The organism is Pseudomonas sp. S11P7 (genome assembly GCF_023195435.1).
GTDB classification, from domain to species: domain Bacteria; phylum Pseudomonadota; class Gammaproteobacteria; order Pseudomonadales; family Pseudomonadaceae; genus Aquipseudomonas; species Aquipseudomonas fluorescens_G.
Window position 1 is genome coordinate 5425483 of record NZ_JALPKS020000002.1, and the last position, 23767, is coordinate 5449249.

General features: G+C 61.3%; 7 protein-coding genes. 1 reads left to right on the top strand and 6 read right to left on the bottom strand.

Features of this window, described 5'->3' with window-relative positions; genetic code table 11:
* Nucleotides 1–7 precede the first annotated feature (7 nt).
* From M0746_RS24850 to M0746_RS24875, 6 genes are all read right to left on the bottom strand, one after another.
* Nucleotides 8–874, bottom strand: a complete 867-nt coding sequence (locus M0746_RS24850; protein ID WP_258450974.1) for an ABC transporter permease — start codon at nucleotides 872–874, stop codon at nucleotides 8–10.
* Nucleotides 875–894: 20 nt separating this feature from the next.
* Nucleotides 895–1755: an ABC transporter ATP-binding protein gene (locus tag M0746_RS24855; protein ID WP_258450975.1), complete on the bottom strand. Its 861-nt coding sequence runs from the start codon at nucleotides 1753–1755 to the stop codon at nucleotides 895–897.
* 21 nt (nucleotides 1756–1776) lie between these two features.
* Nucleotides 1777–2673: a TauD/TfdA dioxygenase family protein gene (locus M0746_RS24860; protein WP_258450976.1), complete on the bottom strand. Its 897-nt coding sequence runs from the start codon at nucleotides 2671–2673 to the stop codon at nucleotides 1777–1779.
* Between the two features lie 357 nt (nucleotides 2674–3030).
* On the bottom strand, nucleotides 3031–4398 hold the full coding sequence (locus tag M0746_RS24865; RefSeq protein ID WP_090288088.1) for an HlyD family type I secretion periplasmic adaptor subunit: 1368 nt from the start codon (nucleotides 4396–4398) through the stop codon (nucleotides 3031–3033).
* On the bottom strand, nucleotides 4388–6544 hold the full coding sequence (locus M0746_RS24870) for a type I secretion system permease/ATPase (RefSeq protein WP_258450977.1): 2157 nt from the start codon (nucleotides 6542–6544) through the stop codon (nucleotides 4388–4390). The genes M0746_RS24865 and M0746_RS24870 overlap by 11 nt, the downstream gene beginning before the upstream one ends.
* Before the next feature lie 33 nt (nucleotides 6545–6577).
* Entirely contained in the window at nucleotides 6578–7930 is a 1353-nt protein-coding gene (locus M0746_RS24875) for a TolC family outer membrane protein (protein ID WP_258450978.1), read from the bottom strand.
* Nucleotides 7931–8290: 360 nt separating this feature from the next.
* On the opposite strand from M0746_RS24875, the gene M0746_RS24880 reads away from it, so the two are divergent.
* Entirely contained in the window at nucleotides 8291–23626 is a 15336-nt protein-coding gene (locus tag M0746_RS24880) for a LapA family giant adhesin (RefSeq protein ID WP_258450979.1), read from the top strand.
* The last annotated feature ends 141 nt before the right edge of the window (nucleotides 23627–23767 follow it).

The window sequence follows — 23767 nt, forward strand, 5'->3', positions numbered from 1 at the left end:
ACCACAATCAGCGCTGCATACCCCACCGCTTCACCGTCACTCGCTCCAGCGAATCAAACACCAGATTCTCCACCAGCAAGCCAATCAGGATCACCACGGCCAACCCGGCGAACACCTTGTCGGTGTACAGCTCGTTGCGGTTCTGGAAGATGTACCAGCCGAGCCCGCCTTTGCCGCTGGTGGCGCCGAACACCAGTTCTGCCGCGATCAGGGTGCGCCAGGCAAATGCCCAGCCGATTTTCAGCCCGGCCAGAATCGACGGCAGCGCCGCTGGAATCAGAATGAACAGCACCAGGCGCAAGCCCTTCAAACCGTAATTGCGCCCGGTCATGCGCAGGGTTTCGGAGACACCCATGAAGCCGGCATAGGTATTCAGCGCCAACGCCCACAGCACCGAATGCACCAGCACGAAAATCAGGCTGTTCTGGCCCAGGCCAAACCACAGCAGCGCCAGCGGCAAAAGGGCAATCGCCGGCAGTGGATTAAGCATCGAAGTCATCGTGCTCAGCAGATCACGGCCCAACTGCGTCGACACCGCCAGCGTGGTCAGGGCGAAGGCGAGGACGATACCGATCAGATAACCCTTGATCAGCACCACCAGCGAAATCCACACCTTGGCCAACAGCTCACCGCTGAGCAGGCCGTCGAACAGCGCATGGCTGGTCTGCAGGAAACTCGGCAGCATCAGGTCATTGTTCTGCACTCGCGCGACCACTTCCCAGATGATCGCCAGAACGATCAGGATCAAACCCTTGCGCAGCCAGCCCTGCTGCCACAGCCGCGTACCCAGCGACAGTTCCCGCTCGACCGGCACCGCCGTCAGCGGCTCCAGCTCGGTTTCGAATTCTTCCCGCACGAATGATGAATGGCTCATCGGGTAATCCTCCTGGCCGCTCAATAGGCGATGCGAATGTCGTTGAAGTCGTGATCACGTTCGGTGTCGGGCGACTGGCCTTCATCGAACAGCAGCCGGTGAATGCGCCGCGCCGACTCCTGAAACGCCACACCGCCAAGGCTGTGCAGATCGTATTGATGACTGTGCACTTCGGCGCGCACGCGTCCCGGATGGGGTGACAGCAACAGAATGCGATTACCGACCACCAGCGCCTCCTCGATCGAGTGCGTGACGAACAGCAAAGTGAAGCGCACTTCCTCCCAGAGCAGCAGCAATTCCTCCTGCATCTTGCGTCGGGTCAGCGCGTCCAGTGCAGCGAACGGCTCGTCCATCAGAAGGATTTTCGGCTGCATCGCCAGCGCCCGGGCAATCGCGACCCGCGCTTTCATGCCGCCGGACAAGGTGTGCGGGTAGGCATCGGCGAACGCCGCCAGTCCGACCTTCTCCAGATAGTGCAGCGCGCGTTCTTCGGCTTCACTTTTCTTCAACGTTCGCGAGGCCAGCAGCGGAAACATCACGTTCTGTTTGACGGTTTTCCACGGCGGCAGTTGATCGAATTCCTGAAACACCACAATCCGGTCCGGGCCCGGCGCATCGACGCGCTGGCCCTGCAAACGGATCTCGCCTTCGGACGGCTGAATGAAACCGGCGACAGCCTTGAGCAAGGTCGACTTGCCGCAACCGGACGGGCCGAGCAGCACGTAACGGTCGGCCGGGTCGATTTCAAAACTGACCTGATGAGTGGCGCGTACCACGCGTTGCGGCGTGCGGTATTCGAGGCTGACGTGATCGACCGCCAGCAGCGCTTCGCTGCGGACGACCGGGTTGCTGGCCGCGTGGCCTGGCAAGGGAGCGTTCATGGTTTGATCAATCTCCGCGAATCAGAAAGGCGCATCGCCCTGAATGGTCGTGCGATACAGCTTGCGGCGCAGGTGCGCAGGGCAGCCGGCAGCAAGGTGGATCAGCGAGCGGTTGTCCCAGAACACCAGGTCATGGGGTTGCCACTGATGGCGGTAGATGTTTTGCGGCAGCACGCTGTGGGCGTAGAGCTCACTCAGCAGTTGCTGACTTTCGTCTTCCGGCAGGCCAACGATGCGCGTGGTGAAGCCTTCGCTGACGAACAGGGCCTTGCGGCCGTTTTCCGGGTGCGTGCGCACCACCGGATGCACGACTTCGGCGACTTGCGCCAGTTGCTCCGGGGTCAGGGTCGGGCGCCAGTTGCCCTCGAACCTGGTTTCGCTGTAGCGCGCGGTATACGAGTGCGCAGCGAAGCGGCCTTCGACAGCGTTGCGCAACGCGGCAGGCAGGTTGTCCCAGGCTTTGTGCATGTCGGCGAACAGCGTATCGCCGCCCTCCTCTGGCAACTCCTGGGCATGAAGCATCGAACCGAGGCTCGGCAGCTCTTTATAGGAAAGATCGGAATGCCAGAACTTGCCGGCGTCACCGAGGCCGATGTTCTGGCCGTTTTCGATGATGTTGGAAACGATGAGGATTTCCGGATGATTGGCCAGCAGGAACTGCTTGAGCACGTGGATCTGCAGCACACCGAAGCGGCGGCTGAAATCGATCTGTTGTTGCGGGGTGATTCGTTGGTCGCGGAAGACCACGACGTGGTGATCAAGGTGCGCGCGATGAATGCGCGCGAAATCCTGGTCATTGACCGGCCGACTCAGGTCGAGGCCAACGATTTCGGCGCCGACGGCACCGCTGAAAGGGCGAATTTTGAAAGCTTGCGGCGCGGCGGTCGCGGCGCTCGGGGTGGCAGTAGCTGCGGACATCTTTCCATCTCCCACGCACGGCGCGCTCACAGGCGCGCTCGTCGATCAGACACTCACGCTTGATTGCGTGTCGGTTCAGGTCGTGCGGCGCGCCGATTGGTCGGCAGGTACGCAGGGGGATGACTTTATAGGTATAAGAATTGAAAATTAAATACCATTAGAGAATAACGATATGGCGGTTGGTGGGGGCCGGGTGACCATTTGTGTCACTTACAAGCACGAAGTGGCGATTTTGCTGACGCCATCGCTGGCAAGCCAGCTCCCACAAGGTTCTTGGTTGGAACTTGATTATGTACCCGACACAAAAACCTGTGGGAGCTGGCTTGCCAGCGATGAGGCCAGAAAGGCCAATAAAGATCAGCGTTCGTGCAACGCCTCGGCCCGTGCGCGAATGATCGGTTTGAGCAGGTAGCTCAACACCGACTTCTTGCCCGTGATGATATCCACCGAAGCGACCATCCCCGGAATGATCAGCAGCGGTTTTTCATCGGTGCCCAGATGGCTGCGTTCGGTGCGCACCTTGATCATGTAATAGGTGGTTTTCTTGTCTTCATCGGTGATGGTGTCGGCGCCGATCTGCTCGAGCTGCGCCTTGAGCCCGCCATAAATGGTGTAGTCGTACGCAGTGAATTTGACGATAGCTTCCTGTCCCGGATGCAGAAAAGCGATGTCCTGCGGACGAATTTTCGCTTCGACCAGAAGGGTGTCGTCCAGCGGTACGATTTCGACCATGTCGCTGCCCGGCTGGATGACGCCGCCGATGGTGTTGACCAGCAACTTGTTGACGATGCCGCGCACGGGTGAGGTAACCAGCGTGCGGCTGACGCGGTCTTCAAGGGCCTTGCCGGTGGCCTGGGCCTTGTTCAGATCGGTGCGTGCTTCGTTGAGCTGGGTCAGCGCTTCGCTGCGGAATTTGCCGCGGGTCTCGTCGATCTTGCGTTGTACTTCCTTGATCGCCGACTCCGCACGCGGAATGGCCAGGGTGGTCGCATCAAGCTGACCGCGGGTTTCAACCTCGGCGCGCTTGAGCCGCAGCACTTCCACCGGCGACACCGCGCCCTGCGCCACCAGCGGCTCGGACATGTTGATTTCCTGCCGCTGCAGGCCTAGCTGCTGACGGTATTGCGCCTGCTTGGAGCTGAACTCGCGCAGCTCTTGCTGGCGCTGAATCAACTGCTCCTGCAAGCCGCCGATCTCGTCGTGCAATTGCTGACGACGGCTGATGTACAGCGACTCTTCGCTTTTAGCCTGGCCCGGTACAGCTTTGAGCACGTCCTCGGGAAAATTCAGCGGACGGTCGTCGACTTCCGCGCTCAGGCGCTCGACGCGCAGCAGCATCGACAGGCGATCGGCCTCGGTTTCGCCAACGTTGGAAGCAAAACGCGTGTCGTCGAGACGAATCAGCGGCGCGCCGGCTTCGACGATCTGACCTTCCTTGACGAACAGCTCCGAAACGATACCGCCCTCAAGGTTCTGGATTTTCTGGATTTTCGACGACGGAATCGCCTTGCCGTCGCCTTTGGTCACTTCGTCGATCACGGCGAAGTTGGCCCAGAGCATGAGGAACACGAAGAAGCCGATGATCGCCCAGATGGTCAGGCGCACGACGCGCGGGGCGTCTTCGATCAGCGCCTTGTTGACCTCCGGCAGCGGCTGGCCCTGCAGCGAAGCAGAGCCCTTGAAGTAGCGGCGGATCGACTCCTTGACACCGGACTTAAGCAACACTGATCTGCCCCTTCTTCAACGCTTCCATCACCGCGGCTTTCGGGCCGTCGGCGAGAATCTGCCCGCGATCGACCACCAGCAAGCGATCGACCAGCGACAACAGCGAAGCCCGGTGCGTCACCAGCACCACGGTCTTGTTTTCGATCACCGCCGCGAGGCGTTGCTTGAGGCGTTCTTCACCGGTGTTGTCCATGGCGCTGGTCGGCTCATCCATCAGCAGAATCGGCGGATTGAGCAACAGCGCCCGGGCCAGGGCAACGTTCTGCCGCTGGCCACCAGAGAGGTTCTGCCCGCGCTCGCCGACTTGCAGCTCATAACCCTGCGGATGCAGGCGAGCGAATTCGTGAACGCCGGCCAGTTCCGCTGCCTGCAAAACCAGTTCGTCTTCGACATAACGCGCGCCGGACACCAGATTGTCGCGCAAGGTGCCAGCCAGCAATTGGATGTCTTGTGGGACGTAGCCGATGTTGTAGCGCAGTTCGCTGACGTCGATCTGGCGGATGTCCACGCCATCGACCAGCAGCGCGCCGTCGTCCGGTTGATAGAGGCCGACCAGCAGTTTCGCCAGCGAGCTCTTGCCCGAGCCGCTGCGGCCGATAATGCCGATCTTCTCGCCCGGACGAATCACCAGATTGATGTTTTTCAGCGCCGGGTTCTGTTGTTCCGGGTAGGTAAAGCTCAGCTGGCGGCACTCGATGGCACCTTGCAGCACCTTGCGGCTCAGCGGGCGTTCTTCGAAATTACGTTCCTGCGGCAGCTCCATCATCTGGTCGACCGAGGTCATGGTCACCCGTGCCTGCTGGTAACGCGTTAGCAGACCGGACAGCGAGGCCAGCGGGCTGAGCGCGCGACCGCTGAGCATGTAGCAGGCGATCAACCCGCCCATGCTCAGGTTGCCGGCGATGATCTGGTAGACGCCGAAGACGATCATGATCACCCCGGCCAGTTGCTGGATCAGCAGGGTGATGTTCATCGCCAGACCGGAGAGCATTTTCACCCGCAGCTCGAGGCGGCTGAGGGTGCCGATGGTCTGCTCCCACTGATACTGGCGCTCGCTTTCGGCGTTGTTGACCTTGACCGCGTCGAGGCCGGCGAGGGTTTCGATCAGGCTCGACTGGCGCTCGGCACCGAGGGCCATGGTGCGCTCCATGGTTGCGACCAGTGGCTTCTGCAACGCGTAGCCAATCAGCAAGGCAATCGGGAAGGCCAGCACCGGAATCCACACCAGATGCCCGCCGAGAATGGCGATCACGATGAAGATCAGAATGGTAAAGGGCAAGTCGATCAGACTGGTCAGGGTCAGCGAGGCGAGGAAATCGCGCAGGCTCTGAAACTCATGGATGTTCTGCGCAAAGCTGCCGACCCGCGCCGGGCGGTATTTCATCGCCATGCCGACAATGCGTTCGAACAGCGTCGCCGAGATGATCAGGTCGGTTTTCTTCCCGGCCAGGTCCAGGCACAGACTGCGCAGGCTTTTCAGGATCAGGTCGAAGATGTACGCGCCGGTAATGCCCAGCGCCAGCACCCACAGGGTTGCTTCGGCCTGGTTCGGCACCACGCGGTCATACACGTTCATCACGAACAGCGGCGCGGCCATGGCGATGATGTTGATCAGGAAACTGGCGGCGATCGCATCGGCGTAGAGCCAGCGCGAGCGTTTGAGGGTGTCGCGAAACCACGAGCGCGCACGCGGAATCAGCGTGCCGTGGTTGACGTCGAATTTATGTTGCGGCTGAGCGAAGAAGACTTTGCCGATGTAGTCGTCAGCGAGCAGTTCGCGGCTGACGGTCGACTCGCCGCCATCGCTTTCGCTGAGCAGCACCCGCGCGTCATTATCCCCCTGCCAGCCGAGCAGCACGGCACTGCGGCCGTCCTTGAGCAGCAGCAAGGCCGGCATGGCGATCGCCGGGATTTCTTCCAGTTTGCGCTGCAGCACTCGTCCTTGCAGGCCGGCACGAGCCGCCGCGCGCGGCAGCAACTCGACACTCAGGCGTTGTTTGGGCAGCGGCAGGCCGGTGGTCAGCATCGCTGCGCTGGCCGGCTTCTGGTGCAGCATGCAAAGGGCGAGCAGACCGTCCAGTAACGGATCGTCATGCAACGCGCGTGGATCATGGCTGAGTTGAACTCGACTGACTTCTGATTCCACGCTCGACACTCTTTGACAGTTGAAAGGGATAACTCAATTCATCCCAGGCAGCTGGACCTTGGGCTTCACATCGTTCTGCACAACGGATGCCAACGGCGCGACCACTCCCTGGCTTTTGAGCAATTGGCCCATGGTCGCCTTGATTCGGTACTGAGTAAATAACTGAATGTTCTTGATTTCCGCCAGACGCCGCGAAGCGGTGAACAGTTCGTTTTCGCTGTCGAGCAAGTCCAGCAGGGTCCGCTCGCCAAGGCTGAATTGACGCTGGTAGGCGGTGCGCACCGAAGTGCTGTGATCGACGTATTGCTGGGCGATCGGCACCTGCGCGTTGGCGTTGTTGAGGGCGTTCCAGGCCAGGCCGAGCTCTTCGTTCAACTGGCGCAGGGCGTTGTTGCGGATGTCCAGCGCCTGATTGGCCAGGTACGACTTGGATTCCAGATCAGCCTTGTTGCTGCCACCGGAATACAGGTTGAAGCGCATGCGCAGCATCGCCTGCCATTCATTGTTGTGGCCGTTCTGGCCGTCGAGGTCGTTGTCGGCGGTGCGGCCCAGCTCGGCATCGAAACGTGGATAGAAGGTCGACTTGGCGGTGGCGTACTGCTTCTCGGCAGCGGCGATATCCGACTCGGCAGAACGCAGGATCGGGCTGTTTTCCAGCATCTGCGCGCGGGCCTCGTTGAGGTTGGCCGGCATCATCGCCATGAACGGCGCCGGGCGCTCCAGTTGATCGGGCATCTGGCCGACGGCGCTGAGGAAGTTGGTTTCCGAGTCGGCGAGGTTGGTCTGTTCGGTGATCAGGTTGTTGCGGGCCTGGGCCATCCGCGCTTCGGCCTGATCGAGGTCAGCGCCGCTGCCCACGCCGCGCTGGGTGCGCAACTGGATCTGGTCGTAGATGCGCTGGTGGCTCTTGAGGTTTTCCTCGGCCAGACGCACGAATTCACGGCGGGTCAGCACATCCAGATAGACCTGAGCGACGGTCAGCGCGGTGCGCTCGGACGTACCGAGCAACGAGTAGGCACGGGAGCTGACGTTGGCTTGTTGACGCGCAACCTCGTTGGAGGTGGCAAAACCGTCAAAAACCATTTGCGAGAGACGTAAACTTGACTCGCTGCGATTCAAGGTCTCCCAGTGGTTGCCGCCGCCGTTGGCGCGCGTGGTCACGCTGTCGGTGCCTTCGCGGCCGTAACCGCCCAGCAAATCGACCTTGGGCAGGTAGCCGCCCTTCGCTGCCTTCAACTGATAATCCGCCGCCAATCGACTGTTGACCCCCGCCTGGATCTCCGGATGGACATCCAGTGCCTGTTGCATGGCTTCTGGTAAGGATTGTGCTTGTACGAATGAAGCGGCGAGAGCGAAGGGTGCGGCGAGGAGCAAAAGCGAACGCATGGTTGGAATTTTCCCAGAACTTCTTGTCTTGAATCACAGCAAAAACGTGGCGCTGCGTCGGATGATGGCAACCCGAAAGACCGTATGTCGGAAAGTTCAAAAGAGGAACTGGATGACAGGCTGAAGGACAGGTCGCCGCGGAAATATCAATGTGACATTAGTGGGACGATTGTTTAGGATGGCACCCAGAAGGTCAATAGTTTGGCATAAAGTTAATCGCGAAAATTTATAGCCAATTTATTGACTAAATCCAGCGTCAACAAGTTATCCATTTTCTAGAAACACGTCCAGACTGAAGTGGCGCCGACGCCCGTCAGGTCCATGGAAGTCAACTGAACGCGACACCCCGGAGAGTCTTCAATGAGCAGTGTTGTTGCCATCGTCAAAAGCATTGTCGGTCAGGTTTTCGTGGTGTCCCCAGAGGGCGTGCGACGCGTACTCGTTGAAGGCGATCGCCTGTACGTCGGCGATCAGGTCGATACCGGGCTGTCCGGCGCCGTGTCGCTGGAACTGGCCGATGGCCGTACCCTTGATCTGGGTCGCGATACGCAGTGGAGCGCCAGCGCGCCCGACTCCAGCACCGACCTGGCTGAAGCCACCGCGCAGGCTGCGCCGTCGGTTGAAGAACTGCAGCAAGCCATCGCTGCCGGCGTCGACCCGACCACCGCCCTTGAGTCCACCGCTGCCGGCCCAAGCGCCGCAGGCACTGGCGGTGCTGCCGGTGGTGGTCACAGCTTCGTCATGCTCGACGCCACCGCTGGCCGTGTCGATCCGACCATTGGCTTCCCGACTGCCGGGATCAACGCTGCCGGGCAAGTCGCTCAGGACACCACCGGTGGCCTGACCACTGATACCACCACCAACGCCCTGCGCGCCTCGACCCTGAGCCTGAGCGCCACACCGACCATTACCGAAGCCGGCGGCGTGCTGGTGTACACCGCGACCCTGACCCAGGCGCCGCTGACTGACCTGACCATTACCTTGTCCAACGGCTCGGTGATCGTGATTCCGGCCGGTTCCACCACCGGCACTGTCAACGTGCCGCTGGCGCCGAATGACACGGTGTACAACGACCCGACGCAAATCGACGTGACCGTCACCGGCACCACCGGTGGCAACGGCATCACGGTGACCCCGCCGACCACTCCGGCGACTACCCAGGTCACCGACACCGTCGACACCACCACCGTTACCCTGACGACGGCGCCGAACGTTGCCGAAGGCGGGCAGATTACCTACACAGCAACACTGACCAATCCGGCGCAAACCCCGGTCACCGTCACCCTGTCGAACGGTTCGACCATCACCATTGCCGCCGGCGAAACCGTCGGCACCGTCAACGTGCCGACTGCAGCCAACGACGTCTATAACAATGGCAGCACCGTCAGCACCACCATCACTGGTGCAACGGGTGGCAACTTCGAAAATCTGGTGCCGAACACGACGCCAGCCGTGACCACGATCACTGACTCGGTCGATAACACCGGTCTGACCCTGACTGCGACCAACAATATCGTTGAAGGCGGCCAGATCACTTACACCGCGACACTGACCAACCCGGCGCAAACCCCGGTCACCGTCACCCTGTCGAACGGTTCGACCATCACCATCGGCGCCGGCCAGACCACCGGCAGCGTCAACGTGCCGACTGCGCCGAATGACGTTTACAACAACGGCGGCACCGTCAGCACAACGATCACTGGTGCTACCGGCGGCAACTTCGAAAACCTGGTGCCAAGCACGACGCCAGCAGTCACCACCATCACCGACTCGGTCGACAACACCGGCCTGACCCTGACTGCGACCAACAACATCGTTGAAGGCGGCCAGATCACTTACACCGCGACACTGACCAATCCGGCGCAAACCCCGGTCACCGTCACCCTGTCGAACGGTTCGACCATCACCATTGCCGCCGGCGAAACCGTCGGCACCGTCAACGTGCCGACTGCAGCCAACGACGTCTATAACAATGGCAGCACCGTCAGCACCACCATCACTGGTGCTACCGGCGGCAACTTCGAAAATCTGGTGCCAAACACCACGCCAGCAGTCACCACTATTACCGATTCGGTCGACAACACCGGCCTGACCCTGACCGCGACCAACAACATCGTTGAGGGCGGCCAGATCACCTATACCGCGACACTGACCAACCCGGCGCAGACGCCGGTCACCATCACCCTGTCGAACGGTTCGACCATCACGATTGCCGCCGGCGAAACCGTCGGCACCGTCAACGTGCCGACAGCGGCGAATGACGTCTACAACAATGGCAGCACCGTCAGCACCACCATCACTGGCGCTACCGGTGGCAATTTCGAAAACCTGGTGCCGAACACGACGCCAGCCGTTACCACGATCACCGACTCGGTCGATGACACCGGACTGAGCCTCAGCGCCAGCGGTTCAGTGGCCGAAGGCGGCCAGATCACTTACACCGCCTCGCTGACCAATCCAGCGGGTACACCCGTCACCGTGACCCTGAGCAACGGCTCGGTGATCACCATCGAGGCCGGCAAAACCACTGGCACCGTCACCGTTCCAGCCCCTGCTGATGACGTCTACAAAGACGCAGGCCAGGTCGAAGTCAGCATCAAGAACGCCACAGGCGGCAACTTCGAAAACCTGGTTCCGGACACGACGCCAGTAGTGACGGAAATCACCGACACCGTCGACACTTCGACGGTGAAGCTGAGCGCAGACACCTCGGTTGCCGAAGGCGGCACCGTCACTTACACCGCCACTGTCGGTGCGCCCGTCACAGGCTCGCCTGTTGTCGTGACGTTGGCCAACGGCCAGAACATTACCATCGCCGTCGGCCAGACCACGGGTTCCATCACCTACACCGCACCGAACGATGCCTTGACTGGCAACGCTCCGCTGACGAACTCGATCACCAACGTGACCGGCGGCAACTACGAAAACCTCGTGGCCGATAAAACCCCGGTCAGCACCACCGTCACCGACGTCGCCGACACTACAAATCTGTCGCTGACTGCGACGGGGTCCGTGGCCGAAGGTGGCCAGATCACTTACACCGCGACCTTGACCAATGCCGCTGGTTCGCCAGTCACCGTGACCTTGTCTAACGGCGCCGTGATCATCATCAAGGCTGGCGAGACCACCGGCACCGCAACCGTTCCAGCACCGGCCGATGACGTCTACAAAGACGCCGGCTCCGTGCAGGCGACGATCAGCAGCGCCACCGGCGGCAACTTCGAGAACCTTGTCTCGAGCACCACACCCGCGGTCACTCAAGTCACTGACACCATCGATACCTCGACGGTCAAATTGACCGCCGATACTTCGGTCGCCGAAGGCGGCACAGTCACCTACACCGCCACCGTCGGCGCGCCAGTCACCGGCTCGCCTGTTGTCGTGACGTTGGCCAACGGCCAGAACATCACCATCGCCGTCGGCCAGACCACCGGCAGCGTTACCACCCCCGTATCGAATGACGTCCAGATCGGTCACGCACCGCTGACCAACTCGATCACCAGCGTCAGCGGCGGCAACTACGAAAATCTGGTTGCCGACAAGACCCCGGTCAGCACCACCGTGACCGATACCGTCGACACCACCACCGTTGCGTTGATCGCCACCGGTAACGTCAACGAAGGCGGGCAGATCGTCTACACCGCGACGCTGAGCAACCCGGCCGGCACGCCAGTGACCGTGACCCTGAGCAACGGTTCGACGATCACCATCGACGCCGGCAAGACCACCGGCACCGTGACCGTTCCGGCGCCTGCCGATGACGTCTACAAGGACGCCGGCAAAGTCGAAGTGACCATCAAAGACGCCACCGGTGGCAATTTCGAAAATCTGGTGGCCAACCCGACGCCGGCGGTGACCAATGTCGCCGACACGGTCAATACCACGCACCTGACCCTCAGCGCCGAAAGCTATGTGCTCGAAGGTACTTCGATCACTTACACCGCGACCCTGACCAACGCCGCGCAAACGCCGGTGACCGTCAACCTGAGCAACGGCCAGACCATCACCATTGAAGCTGGCAAGACCAGCGGTTCGGTGACCATCGCCGCGCCGAGCGATGACGTCTACAAAGATGTCAGCAAGCTCACCGTAACCATGACCGACGCCAGCGGCGGCAATTTCGAGAAACTCGACGTCAGCAAGACCCCGGTCAGCACCACCGTCAACGACACCGTCGACAAGACCAGCCTGACCCTGACCGCCAGCGACACCGTCAGCGAAGGTGGCCAGATCACCTACACCGCGACCCTGAGCAACCCGGCCGGCAGCGCAATGACGGTGACCCTGGCCAACGGCGCGGTGATCAACATCGCCGCCGGCGCTACCAGCGGTTCGGTGAACTTCCCCGCCCCAGCCAACACGCCGTACGTGGATGGCGGCAAGGTGCAGACGGCGATCTCCAGCCACACCGGGGGCAATTTCGAGAAGGTCGATGCCGATCGCTCTGCGGTCGTGACCAAAGTCACCGACAGCGTCGACACCACCAATATCAGCCTGAACGCCACCGGCAGCGTTGCCGAAGGTGGCTCGATCGTCTACACCGCGACCCTGACCAATCCGGCCGGCACGGCAATGACCGTGACCCTGAGCAACGGTGCGGTGATCAACATCGCCAAAGGCGCGACCAGCGGCACCGCGACCGTCGCAGCACCGGGCGATGACGTGTACAAGGACGCCGGCAAGGTCGATGCAAGCATCACCAAGACCAGCGGTGGCAACTTTGAAAATCTGGTGGTCGACAAGACCCCGGCCGTGACCAACGTCACCGACACCATCGACAACAGCACTGTTTCGCTGACGGCCAGCGCCAGCACCGTCGAAGGCGGCGTGGTGGTGTACACCGCGTCCGTGACCGCACCGGTCACCGGCTCGCCCGTAGTCGTGACCTTGTCCAATGGCCAGACCATCACCATCCCGGTCGGCGCCAGCAACGCCAGCGTCAACTTCACCGCACCGAACGATGCACTGGCCGGCGGCAACACGCTGAGCGTGAAAATCGACGGCGCCAGCGGCGGCAATTATGAAAACCTCGTCGCCGACAAGACTCCGGCAGTGACCTCGGTGACTGATGTCGCCGACACCACCAACCTGTCGTTGTCCGCGACTGGCTCCGTGGCCGAAGGCGGTTCAATCGTCTACACCGCCACGCTGAGCAATCCGGCCGGCACGCCAGTCACAGTGACCTTGTCCAACGGCGCGGTGATCACCATCGAAGCCGGCAAAACCACCGGCACCGTGACCGTTCCGGCTCCAGCCGATGACGTCTATAAAGATGCCGGCAAAGTCGAAGTCACGATCAAGGACGCTACAGGCGGCAACTTTGAAAATCTGCTGCCGAGCAGCACGCCGGCGATCACCGATGTCACCGACACCGTCGACACCTCGACGGTCAAACTGACCGCCACCGAGACCGCTGCCGAAGGTGGCACTGTCACCTACACCGCCACGGTCGGCGCGCCGGTCACCGGTTCGCCGGTTGTCGTCACCCTGGCCAACGGTCAGAACATCACCATCGAAGTCGGCAAGACCAGCGGCAGCGTGAGCACCACCGCGCCGAACGATGCGTTGACCGGCCACGCGCCGATCACTAACTCGATCACCAACGTCAGCGGCGGCAACTACGAAAACCTCGTTGCCGACAAAACCCCGGTCAGCACCACCGTGACCGACACCACTGACACCACCAACCTGACGCTCAGCGCCACCGATTCGGTGAACGAAGGCGGGCAGATTACTTACACCGCCACTTTGACCAACGCCGCCGGGTCGCCAGTCACCGTGACCTTGTCCAACGGCGCGGTGATCACCATCGAAGCCGGTAAAACCACCGGCACCGTGACCGTCGATGCTCCGAAGGACGACGTCTACAAAGACGCCGGCAGCGTTGAAGCAACCATCAAAGGCGCCACCGGTGGCGACTTCGAAAACCTGGTCACCAGCACCGTTCCGGCGGTGACCACCGTCAACGACACCATCGACACCTCCACCGTGTCGCTGAGCGCTACGGCGAACGTTGCCGAAGGCGAAACCGTGGTCTACACCGCGACCGTGGGCGCGCCAGTGACCGGCTCGCCGGTTGTCGTGAGCCTGTCCAACGGTCAGACCATCACCATCGCCGTTGGCGAAACCACCGGCAGCGTCAACTACGTCGCGCCGAACAGTCCGCTGGCGGGCGGCAGTTCGCTGAGCGTGACCATCGATGGCGCCACGGGCGGCAACTACGAAAAACTGGTGGTCGACGGCAAGTCCGCCGACACTGCGGTATCGGACACCACCGACACTACCAATCTGAACCTGACCGCCAGCGACTCGGTAGCCGAAGGTGGCCAGATCACCTACACCGCGACGCTGACCAACCCGGCCGGCACCCCGGTGACCGTGACCCTGTCGAACGGCGCCGTGATCACCATCAAGGCTGGCGAAACCACTGGCACCGCGACTGTTGCTGCGCCATCCGATGACGTCTACAAGGATGCCGGAAAAGTCGAAGTCAGCATCAAGGATGCAACGGGCGGCAACTTCGAGAACCTGGTGCCAAGCACTGTTCCAGCGGTGACCAACGTCACGGATACCATCGACACCACCACGGTCAAACTGACTGCCACCGAGTCGGCCACTGAAGGTGGCAATGTCACTTACACCGCTACTGTTGGCGCTCCGGTAACCGGTTCTCCGGTTGTGGTGACATTGGCCAACGGTCAGACCATCACCATCGGCGTCGGCCAGACCACCGGCACCGCGATCACCATTGCGCCGAACGATGTGCTGACCGGGCATGCGCCGATCGTCAATTCGATCACCGATGTGAGCGGCGGCAACTACGAGAATCTGGTTGCTGACAAGACGCCGGTTTCGACCAACGTTACGGACACAGTCGACGCCACCAACCTGTCGCTGTCCGCGACCGGCACCGTGGCCGAGGGTGGACAAATCACGTACACCGCCACCCTGACCAACGCCGCCGGTTCGCCAGTCACAGTGACCCTGTCGAACGGTGCCGTAATCACCATCAAGGCTGGCGAAACCAGCGGCACCGCAACCGTTCCGGCACCGTCCGATGACGTCTACAAAGATGCCGGTTCCGTGCAGGCGACGATCACCAGCGCCACCGGTGGCAACTTCGAAAATCTGGTGCCGAACACTACCCCAGCGGTCACCCAAGTCACCGATACGATCGACACTTCGACGGTCAAATTGACCGCTGATACTTCGGTGGCTGAAGGCGGCACCGTCACTTACACCGCCACCGTTGGTGCACCAGTTACCGGCTCGCCAGTTGTGGTAACCCTGGCCAACGGTCAAACCATCACCATCGGCGTCGGCCAGACCACCGGTACGGCGACCACCGTCGCACCGAACGATGCCCTGGCTGGCAACGCTCCGCTGACCAACTCGATCACCGACGTGACCGGTGGCAACTACGAAAATCTGGTTGCCGACAAAACTCCAGTCTCGACCACCGTCACCGACGTTGCCGACACCACCAACCTGTCGCTGAGCGCGACCGGTTCAGTAGCTGAAGGTGGTCAGATCACTTACACCGCAACACTGACCAACGCCGCTGGCTCGCCAGTCACCGTGACCCTGTCCAACGGCGCCGTGATCACCATCAAGGCTGGCGAAACCAGCGGCACCGCAGCCGTTCCGGCACCGTCCGATGACGTCTACAAAGACGCCGGTTCCGTGCAGGCGACGATCACCAGCGCCACCGGTGGCAACTTCGAAAATCTGGTGCCGAACACCGCTCCAGCCGTGACGACAGTCACCGATACCATCGACACTTCGACGGTCAAATTGACCGCTGATACTTCGGTTGCTGAAGGCGGTACTGTGACTTACACCGCCACCGTGGGCGCGCCAGTCACCGGTTCGCCTGTGGTCGTGACGCTGGCCAATGGTCAGAACATCACCATCGGTGTTGGCCAGACTTCCGGGACTGCGACCGTCACCGCACCGAACGATGCCTTGGCTGGCAACGCTCCGCTGACTAACTCGATCACCAACGTGACTGGCGGCAACTTCGAAAATCTGGTGGCGGACAAAACCCCAGTCTCGACAACTGTCACCGACGTTGCCGACACCACCAACCTGTCGCTCAGCGCTACCAATTCGGTCGCTGAAGGTGGTTCGATTGTTTACACCGCAACCCTGAGCAACGCTGCTGGTTCGCCAGTCACCGTGACCCTGTCCAACGGCGCCGTGATCACCATCAAGGCTGGCGAAACCACTGGCACCGCGACCGTTCCAGCACCGTCCGATGACGTCTACAAAGACGCCGGTTCCGTGCAGGCGACGATCACCAGCGCTACCGGCGGCAACTTCGAAAATCTGGTGCCGAACACCGCTCCAGCCGTGACGACAGTCACCGATACCATCGACACTTCGACCGTCAAACTGACCGCTGATACTTCGGTGGCTGAAGGCGGCACCGTCACTTACACCGCAACCGTCGGTGCGCCAGTGACTGGCTCGCCTGTCGTCGTGACCTTGGCCAACGGCCAGAACATCACTATCGCTGTCGGGCAGACTTCCGGTACCGCAACCTTCACCGCACCGAACGATGCGCTGACCGGCAACGCTCCGCTGACCAACTCGATCACAAATGTGACCGGCGGCAACTTCGAGAATCTTGTTGCGGACAAAACCCCGGTCAGCACCACCGTCACCGATGTGGCCGACACTACAAATCTGTCGCTTAGTGCGACCGGTTCTGTGGCTGAAGGTGGTTCGATTGTTTACACCGCGACATTGACCAACGTTGCCGGTTCGCCAGTCACCGTGACCCTGTCGAACGGTGCCGTAATCACCATCAAGGCCGGCGAAACCACCGGCACAGCAACTGTTCCGGCACCGTCCGACGATGTCTACAAAGACGCCGGCTCCGTGCAGGCGACGATCACCAGCGCTACCGGTGGCAACTTCGAAAACCTGGTGCCGAGTACCGCTCCAGCGGTCACCAGCGTCACCGACACCATCGACACGACGACGGTAAAACTGACCGCGACTGGCACAGCGGCTGAAGGCGGCAACGTTGTCTACACCGCAACTGTCGGCGCACCAGTAACCGGCTCGCCAGTAGTGGTAACCCTGGCCAACGGTCAGACCATCACCATCGGTGTGGGCCAGACCACCGGTACCGCGACCACCACCGCACCGAACGATGCGCTGGTCGGCAACGCACCGATCACCAACTCGATCACCAATGTGACCGGCGGCAACTTCGAGAATCTTGTTGCGGACAAAACACCGGTATCGACTGCCGTCACCGACGTTGCCGACACCACCAACCTGTCGCTGAGCGCGACCGGTTCAGTAGCTGAAGGTGGTCAGATCACCTACACCGCAACCCTGACCAATGCCGCTGGCTCGCCAGTCACCGTGACCCTGTCCAACGGCGCCGTGATCACCATCAAGGCTGGCGAAACCACTGGCACCGCAACCGTTCCGGCACCATCCGATGACGTCTACAAAGACGCCGGCTCCGTGCAGGCAACGATCACCAGCGCTACCGGCGGCAACTTCGAAAATCTGGTGCCGAACACCGCTCCAGCCGTGACGACAGTTACCGATACCATCGACACTTCGACCGTCAAACTGACCGCTGATACTTCGGTGGCTGAAGGCGGCACCGTCACTTACACCGCAACCGTCGGTGCGCCGGTGACCGGCTCGCCTGTCGTCGTGACCTTGGCCAACGGCCAGAACATCACTATCGCTGTCGGGCAGACTTCCGGTACCGCAACCTTCACCGCACCGAACGATGCGCTGACCGGCAACGCTCCGCTGACCAACTCGATCACCAATGTGACCGGCGGCAACTTCGAAAACCTCGTTGCCGATAAAACCCCAGTCAGCACCACCGTGACCGACACCGTCGACACCACCAATCTTTCGCTCAGTGCTACCAATTCGGTCGCTGAAGGTGGTTCGATTGTTTACACCGCAACCCTGAGCAACGCTGCTGGTTCGCCAGTCACCGTGACCCTGTCCAACGGCGCCGTGATCACCATCAAGGCTGGCGAAACCACTGGCACCGCGACCGTTCCAGCACCGTCCGATGACGTCTACAAAGACGCCGGTTCCGTGCAGGCGACGATCACCAGCGCTACCGGCGGCAACTTCGAAAATCTGGTGCCGAACACCGCTCCAGCCGTGACGACAGTCACCGATACCATCGACACTTCGACCGTCAAACTGACCGCTGATACTTCGGTGGCTGAAGGCGGCACCGTCACTTACACCGCAACCGTCGGTGCGCCAGTGACTGGCTCGCCTGTCGTCGTGACCTTGGCCAACGGCCAGAACATCACTATCGCTGTCGGGCAGACTTCCGGTACCGCAACCTTCACCGCACCGAACGATGCGCTGACCGGCAACGCTCCGCTGACCAACTCGATCACAAATGTGACCGGCGGCAACTTCGAGAATCTTGTTGCGGACAAAACCCCGGTCAGCACCACCGTCACCGATGTGGCCGACACTACAAATCTGTCGCTTAGTGCGACCGGTTCTGTGGCTGAAGGTGGTTCGATTGTTTACACCGCGACATTGACCAACGTTGCCGGTTCGCCAGTCACCGTGACCCTGTCGAACGGTGCCGTAATCACCATCAAGGCCGGCGAAACCACCGGCACAGCAACTGTTCCGGCACCGTCCGACGATGTCTACAAAGACGCCGGCTCCGTGCAGGCGACGATCACCAGCGCTACCGGTGGCAACTTCGAAAACCTGGTGCCGAGTACCGCTCCAGCGGTCACCAGCGTCACCGACACCATCGACACGACGACGGTAAAACTGACCGCGACTGGCACAGCGGCTGAAGGCGGCAACGTTGTCTACACCGCAACTGTCGGCGCACCAGTAACCGGCTCGCCAGTAGTGGTAACCCTGGCCAACGGTCAGACCATCACCATCGGTGTGGGCCAGACCACCGGTACCGCGACCACCACCGCACCGAACGATGCGTTGACCGGTCAAGCACCGATCACCAACTCGATCACCAATGTGACCGGCGGCAACTTCGAGAATCTTGTTGCGGACAAAACACCGGTATCGACTGCCGTCACCGACGTTGCCGACACCACCAACCTGTCGCTGAGCGCGACCGGTTCAGTAGCTGAAGGTGGTCAGATCACCTACACCGCAACCCTGACCAATGCCGCTGGCTCGCCAGTCACCGTGACCCTGTCCAACGGCGCCGTGATCACCATCAAGGCTGGCGAAACCACCGGCACCGCAACCGTTCCAGCACCGTCCGACGACGTCTACAAAGACGCCGGTTCCGTGCAGGCGACGATCAGCAGCGCTACCGGTGGCAACTTCGAAAACCTGGTACCAAGCACAACTCCGGCAGTGACCAGCGTCACCGACACCATCGACACGACGACGGTAAAACTGACCGCGACTGGCACAGCGGCTGAAGGCGGCAACGTCGTTTACACCGCCACCGTCGGTGCGCCAGTAACCGGCTCGCCAGTTGTGGTGACGCTGGCCAACGGTCAAACCATCACCATCGGCGTCGGCCAGACTACCGGCACCGCGACCACCATTGCGCCGAACGATGCGTTGACCGGCCATGCGCCGATCAGCAACTCAATCACCAATGTGACCGGCGGCAACTTCGAGAATCTGGTGGCCGACAAGACTCCGGTCTCAACCAACGTCACCGACACTGTCGACACCACGAACCTGTCGCTGTCCGCAACAGGCACCGTGGCCGAAGGTGGCCAGATCACCTACACCGCAACCCTGACCAACGCTGCCGGCTCGCCAGTGACCGTTACTTTGTCGAACGGCGCCGTAATCACCATCAAGGCTGGCGAAACCACCGGCACCGCAACCGTTCCAGCACCGTCCGATGACGTCTACAAAGACGCCGGCTCCGTGCAGGCAACGATCACCAGCGCCACCGGTGGCAACTTCGAAAACCTGGTGCCGAGCACCGCTCCAGCGGTCACCAGCGTCACCGACACGGTCGATACCACCACCGTCAGCATCAGCGGCAGCACCTCGGTAACCGAAGGCCAGACCGCCACCTACACGGTCAGCCTGAACCACCCGGCGCAAACCGAAGTGACCCTGAAAATCGTCTACAGCGGTACCGCCGCCGACGGTTCGGACTTCACTGGCGTGTACACCGTGAAGATTCCGGCAGGCGCGAGCAGCGCGCAGTTCAACGTCGCCACCCTCGATGACAAGATCACCGAAGGGACCGAGAACTTCGTGGTCAAGATCGATTCGGCCACTGGCGGCAACTTCGAGAACCTTGCGGTCAGCGCCACCAATGGCAGCGTCAGCACCTCGATTATCGACAACGATGCGCCGCCGGTACTGGACCTGGATGCCAACAACTCCAGCGGCGCCACGGGTGCCGATTACAAAGTGACGTTTACCGAGAACACTCCGGGCGCGGGCGTGTCGATTGCCGACACCGATATCAGAATCACCGACCCGGACAGCACCCTGCTCACCGGCGCTACCGTGGTACTGACCAACCGTCAGGACGGCGATGCGCTGAACCTGGGCAACAGCGTCAACGGCATCACCATCAATGCCAACAGCACCAACGGCACCGTCACCCTGACCCTGTCCGGCAACGCGACGCTGGCCGACTACATGCAGGCGATCAAAAACATCAGCTTCACTAACAGCAGTGAAGATCCGAGCACCGTGCCGCGGATCATTACCGTGACCGTGACCGATGGCAGCAACTACTCCAACACCGCGACCACCACGGTCAACGTGGTGGCGGTCAACGACGCACCGGTGGCGGCGCCGAGCAATGTCACCGGCAGCGAAGACACGCCGCTGGTACTCGGCTGGTCGACCTTCGGCGTATCCGACGTCGACAGCCCGGCCAGCAGCCTCGGGATCAAAATCACCCAGCTGCCGGGCGAAGGCAAACTGCAGTATCTGGATGGTTCGACCTGGAAGGACGTGGCCAATAACCAGACCTTCACCAAGGCTGATATCGACGCGGGCAAGCTGCGCTTCCTGCCGGATGCCAACGAGTCGGGCGTCAATGGCTACGGCGGCACTGGCCTGGGCAACAATCAGGCGGATTACGCGCAGATCAAGTTCCAGCCAACCGACGGTCAACTGCTGGGCAACACCGGCACGGTGAAAATCGACATCACCCCGGTGGCTGACGCGCCGACTGTGAGCGTGGCCGACAACAGCGTGAAGTCCACCGGGCTGATCAAGGAAGTCTGGACCGGTCTGTCGGGTCTGGGCACCAGCGGCAATGGCGCGGACTCGACCACGTTGAAAAACGTCATCGATGGTGCCGGCACGCCTAACTCCAGCGGCAGCGTAACCAACGTACAGTCCGACGGCAGCGTGGCCGCCGGCACTGCCTCGAAGACCTCGGGCCTGATCTACCTGGAAGCTGGCAAGACTTACACCTTCAGCGGCGTCGCCGATGACAGCTTGCTGATCACCATTGGCGGCAAGAGTGTGGCGTCAGGCACCTGGGGCGCGGGCGGGGCGATCAACGGTTCGTTCACACCGACCACCAGCGGCTACTACACCCTGGATATTTACCACCACAACCAGAGCGGCCCGGGCAGCTACGACGTCAATCTATCGGTAAACGGCAGCACGCCGATCGACCTGAGCAACGCTGGCGTGCCGATCTACACCGGCGTACAGGACCTGGTGAACTCGGGTGTCACCGTCTCCGATCTGCACGGCACCAACGGCGAAGGCTATTACGACGGCTACAAGCTCAACACTGGCGCCGAAGGCACTACGGTGAAACTGTCGGCGATCAGCACCGCGCTGACCGATACCGACGGCTCGGAAACCCTGAGCGTGAAAATCAGCGGCGCACCGGTCGGTTCGGTGCTCAGCGATGGCGCCGGGCATACCTTCACCGTTACCGCGAGCAACGGCGAGGCCAACGTCACGGGCTGGAACCTCGGCAGCCTGACCGTGACCCCGCCGACCTACTACAACGGCCAGTTCAACCTGACCGTGACCTCGACCTCCACGGAAATGGTTGGCGGTTCGGCGAGCAGCACCGCGACCATTCCGGTCACCGTGGTGCCGGCGGTGTACAACGCGGTCGTGGCGACCTCGGGCGACGACACCGTTACCGGCACTGACGGCAACGACATTATCGTCGCCGACATCGGTGGTCTGACCGTGGTGCCGGGCACCAACTACAACATCGCCTTCATGGTCGACAGCTCCGGCAGCATGAGCGCATCGTCGCTCAACGCGGCCAAGGACTCGCTGACCTCGGTGTTCAACACCCTCAAGCAAAGCCTGGGCGGCAGCAACTCAGGCACGGTGAACATCTTCCTGGTGGACTTCGATACCCAGGTCAACAAGTCGGTGTCGGTCAACCTCAACGACCCGAATGCATTGACCAAGCTCAAAGCAGTGCTGGACTCGATGGGCTCCGGCGGCGGCACCAACTACGAGGACGTGTTCAAGACCACGGCCAACTGGTTCCAGAGTGCTGACGCGGTGGCCAACACCGGGGCGAAGAACCTGACGTACTTCATCACCGATGGCCAGCCGACCTACTACCAGAGCGGCGAACAGACCAACCCGACGCTGTACGGCAGCGTCAGGCTCGACAGCGTGGTCAATACCAGCAACTACAAGCCGGGCGACAGCTTCAGCACGTACATCGACAACACCCATTACCTGAGCATCAACAGCGCTGGCACTGTGGTTTTGCAGACGTACAAAAACGGCAACTGGAACTGGAGCAATCTGGGCACTATTCACGCTCAGGGTGACGGCACCTACGAGCTGTCGAGTCTGAACGGCAGTGGCAACAGCACCGACTGGTACACCACCGACAATTCCACCAGCAGCTTCGCGCTGCTCAATGGCCTGTCGAACGTCGAAGCCATCGGTCTCAACAGCGGCGTCAGCCTTAACGATCTGAAGCCCTACGACTCGGATAACACGCCACAGACCAACATCGATCCGAAGGACCTGGCCAACTCGATCATCGGCCACACCGAAGCGACAATGCCGGGCAATGACACGGTTAACGGCGGCGACGACAACGACATCCTGTTCGGCGATCTGGTGAGCTTCAACGGCATTGCCGGTGAGGGTTATCAGGCGATGCAGGCGTTCGTCGCCAAGGAAACCGGCGTAGACGTCAGCAAGGTCACGACCAGCAACGTGCATCAGTACATCACCGAGCACTATCAGGCGTTCGATGTGTCCGGCGCGCATGACGGCAACGACACCCTGCTGGGCGGCGCGGGCAATGACATCCTGTTCGGCTCGGGCGGCAACGACCTGCTCGACGGCGGCAAAGGCAATGACATCCTGCTCGGCGGCAGCGGCAACGACACGCTGATCGGTGGCAAGGGCAACGACATCCTCATCGGTGGTTCCGGTGCCGATACCTTTGTCTGGAAAGCAGGCGACACCGGCAGTGACGTGATCAAGGACTTCAAGGCCGCCGACGGTGACCGCATCGACCTGCGCGACCTGCTGCAGGGCGAAACCGGCAGCACCATCGACAACTTCCTGAAGATCACCACGGTCGACGGCACGTCCTCGCTGCAAGTCAGCTCGGCGGGCAAGTTCAACTCCGGTGATGCCGCTGCGGCAACGCCGGACGTGACGATCAAACTGGAAGGCAACAACTGGTCGAGCGCCAACCTGCACAACCTGATTGCCGGCAGCGACCCGACCATCAAGGTCGACCACAACAACAGCTGATCCATAAACAAAACGGCCGCCATCCTGGGCGGCCGTTGCGTTGTGTCAGTCACCCCGGTGACGATTTCATCGTTGCACCGCATACTTGCGCACAGTTGGCTATGCTGCTGACAGCACGACGCTGGTTCTTTTCCGAGGGAT

What these genes read in the sequence shown, in the direction of transcription:
- M0746_RS24850 (WP_258450974.1), bottom strand. Translation starts at nt 874, where the DNA reads ATGAGCCATTCATCATTCGTGCGGGAAGAATTCGAAACCGAGCTGGAG.
- M0746_RS24855 (WP_258450975.1), bottom strand. Translation starts at nt 1,755, where the DNA reads ATGAACGCTCCCTTGCCAGGCCACGCGGCCAGCAACCCGGTCGTCCGC.
- M0746_RS24860 (WP_258450976.1), bottom strand. Translation starts at nt 2,673, where the DNA reads ATGTCCGCAGCTACTGCCACCCCGAGCGCCGCGACCGCCGCGCCGCAA.
- M0746_RS24875 (WP_258450978.1), bottom strand. Translation starts at nt 7,930, where the DNA reads ATGCGTTCGCTTTTGCTCCTCGCCGCACCCTTCGCTCTCGCCGCTTCA.
- M0746_RS24880 (WP_258450979.1), top strand. Translation starts at nt 8,291, where the DNA reads ATGAGCAGTGTTGTTGCCATCGTCAAAAGCATTGTCGGTCAGGTTTTC.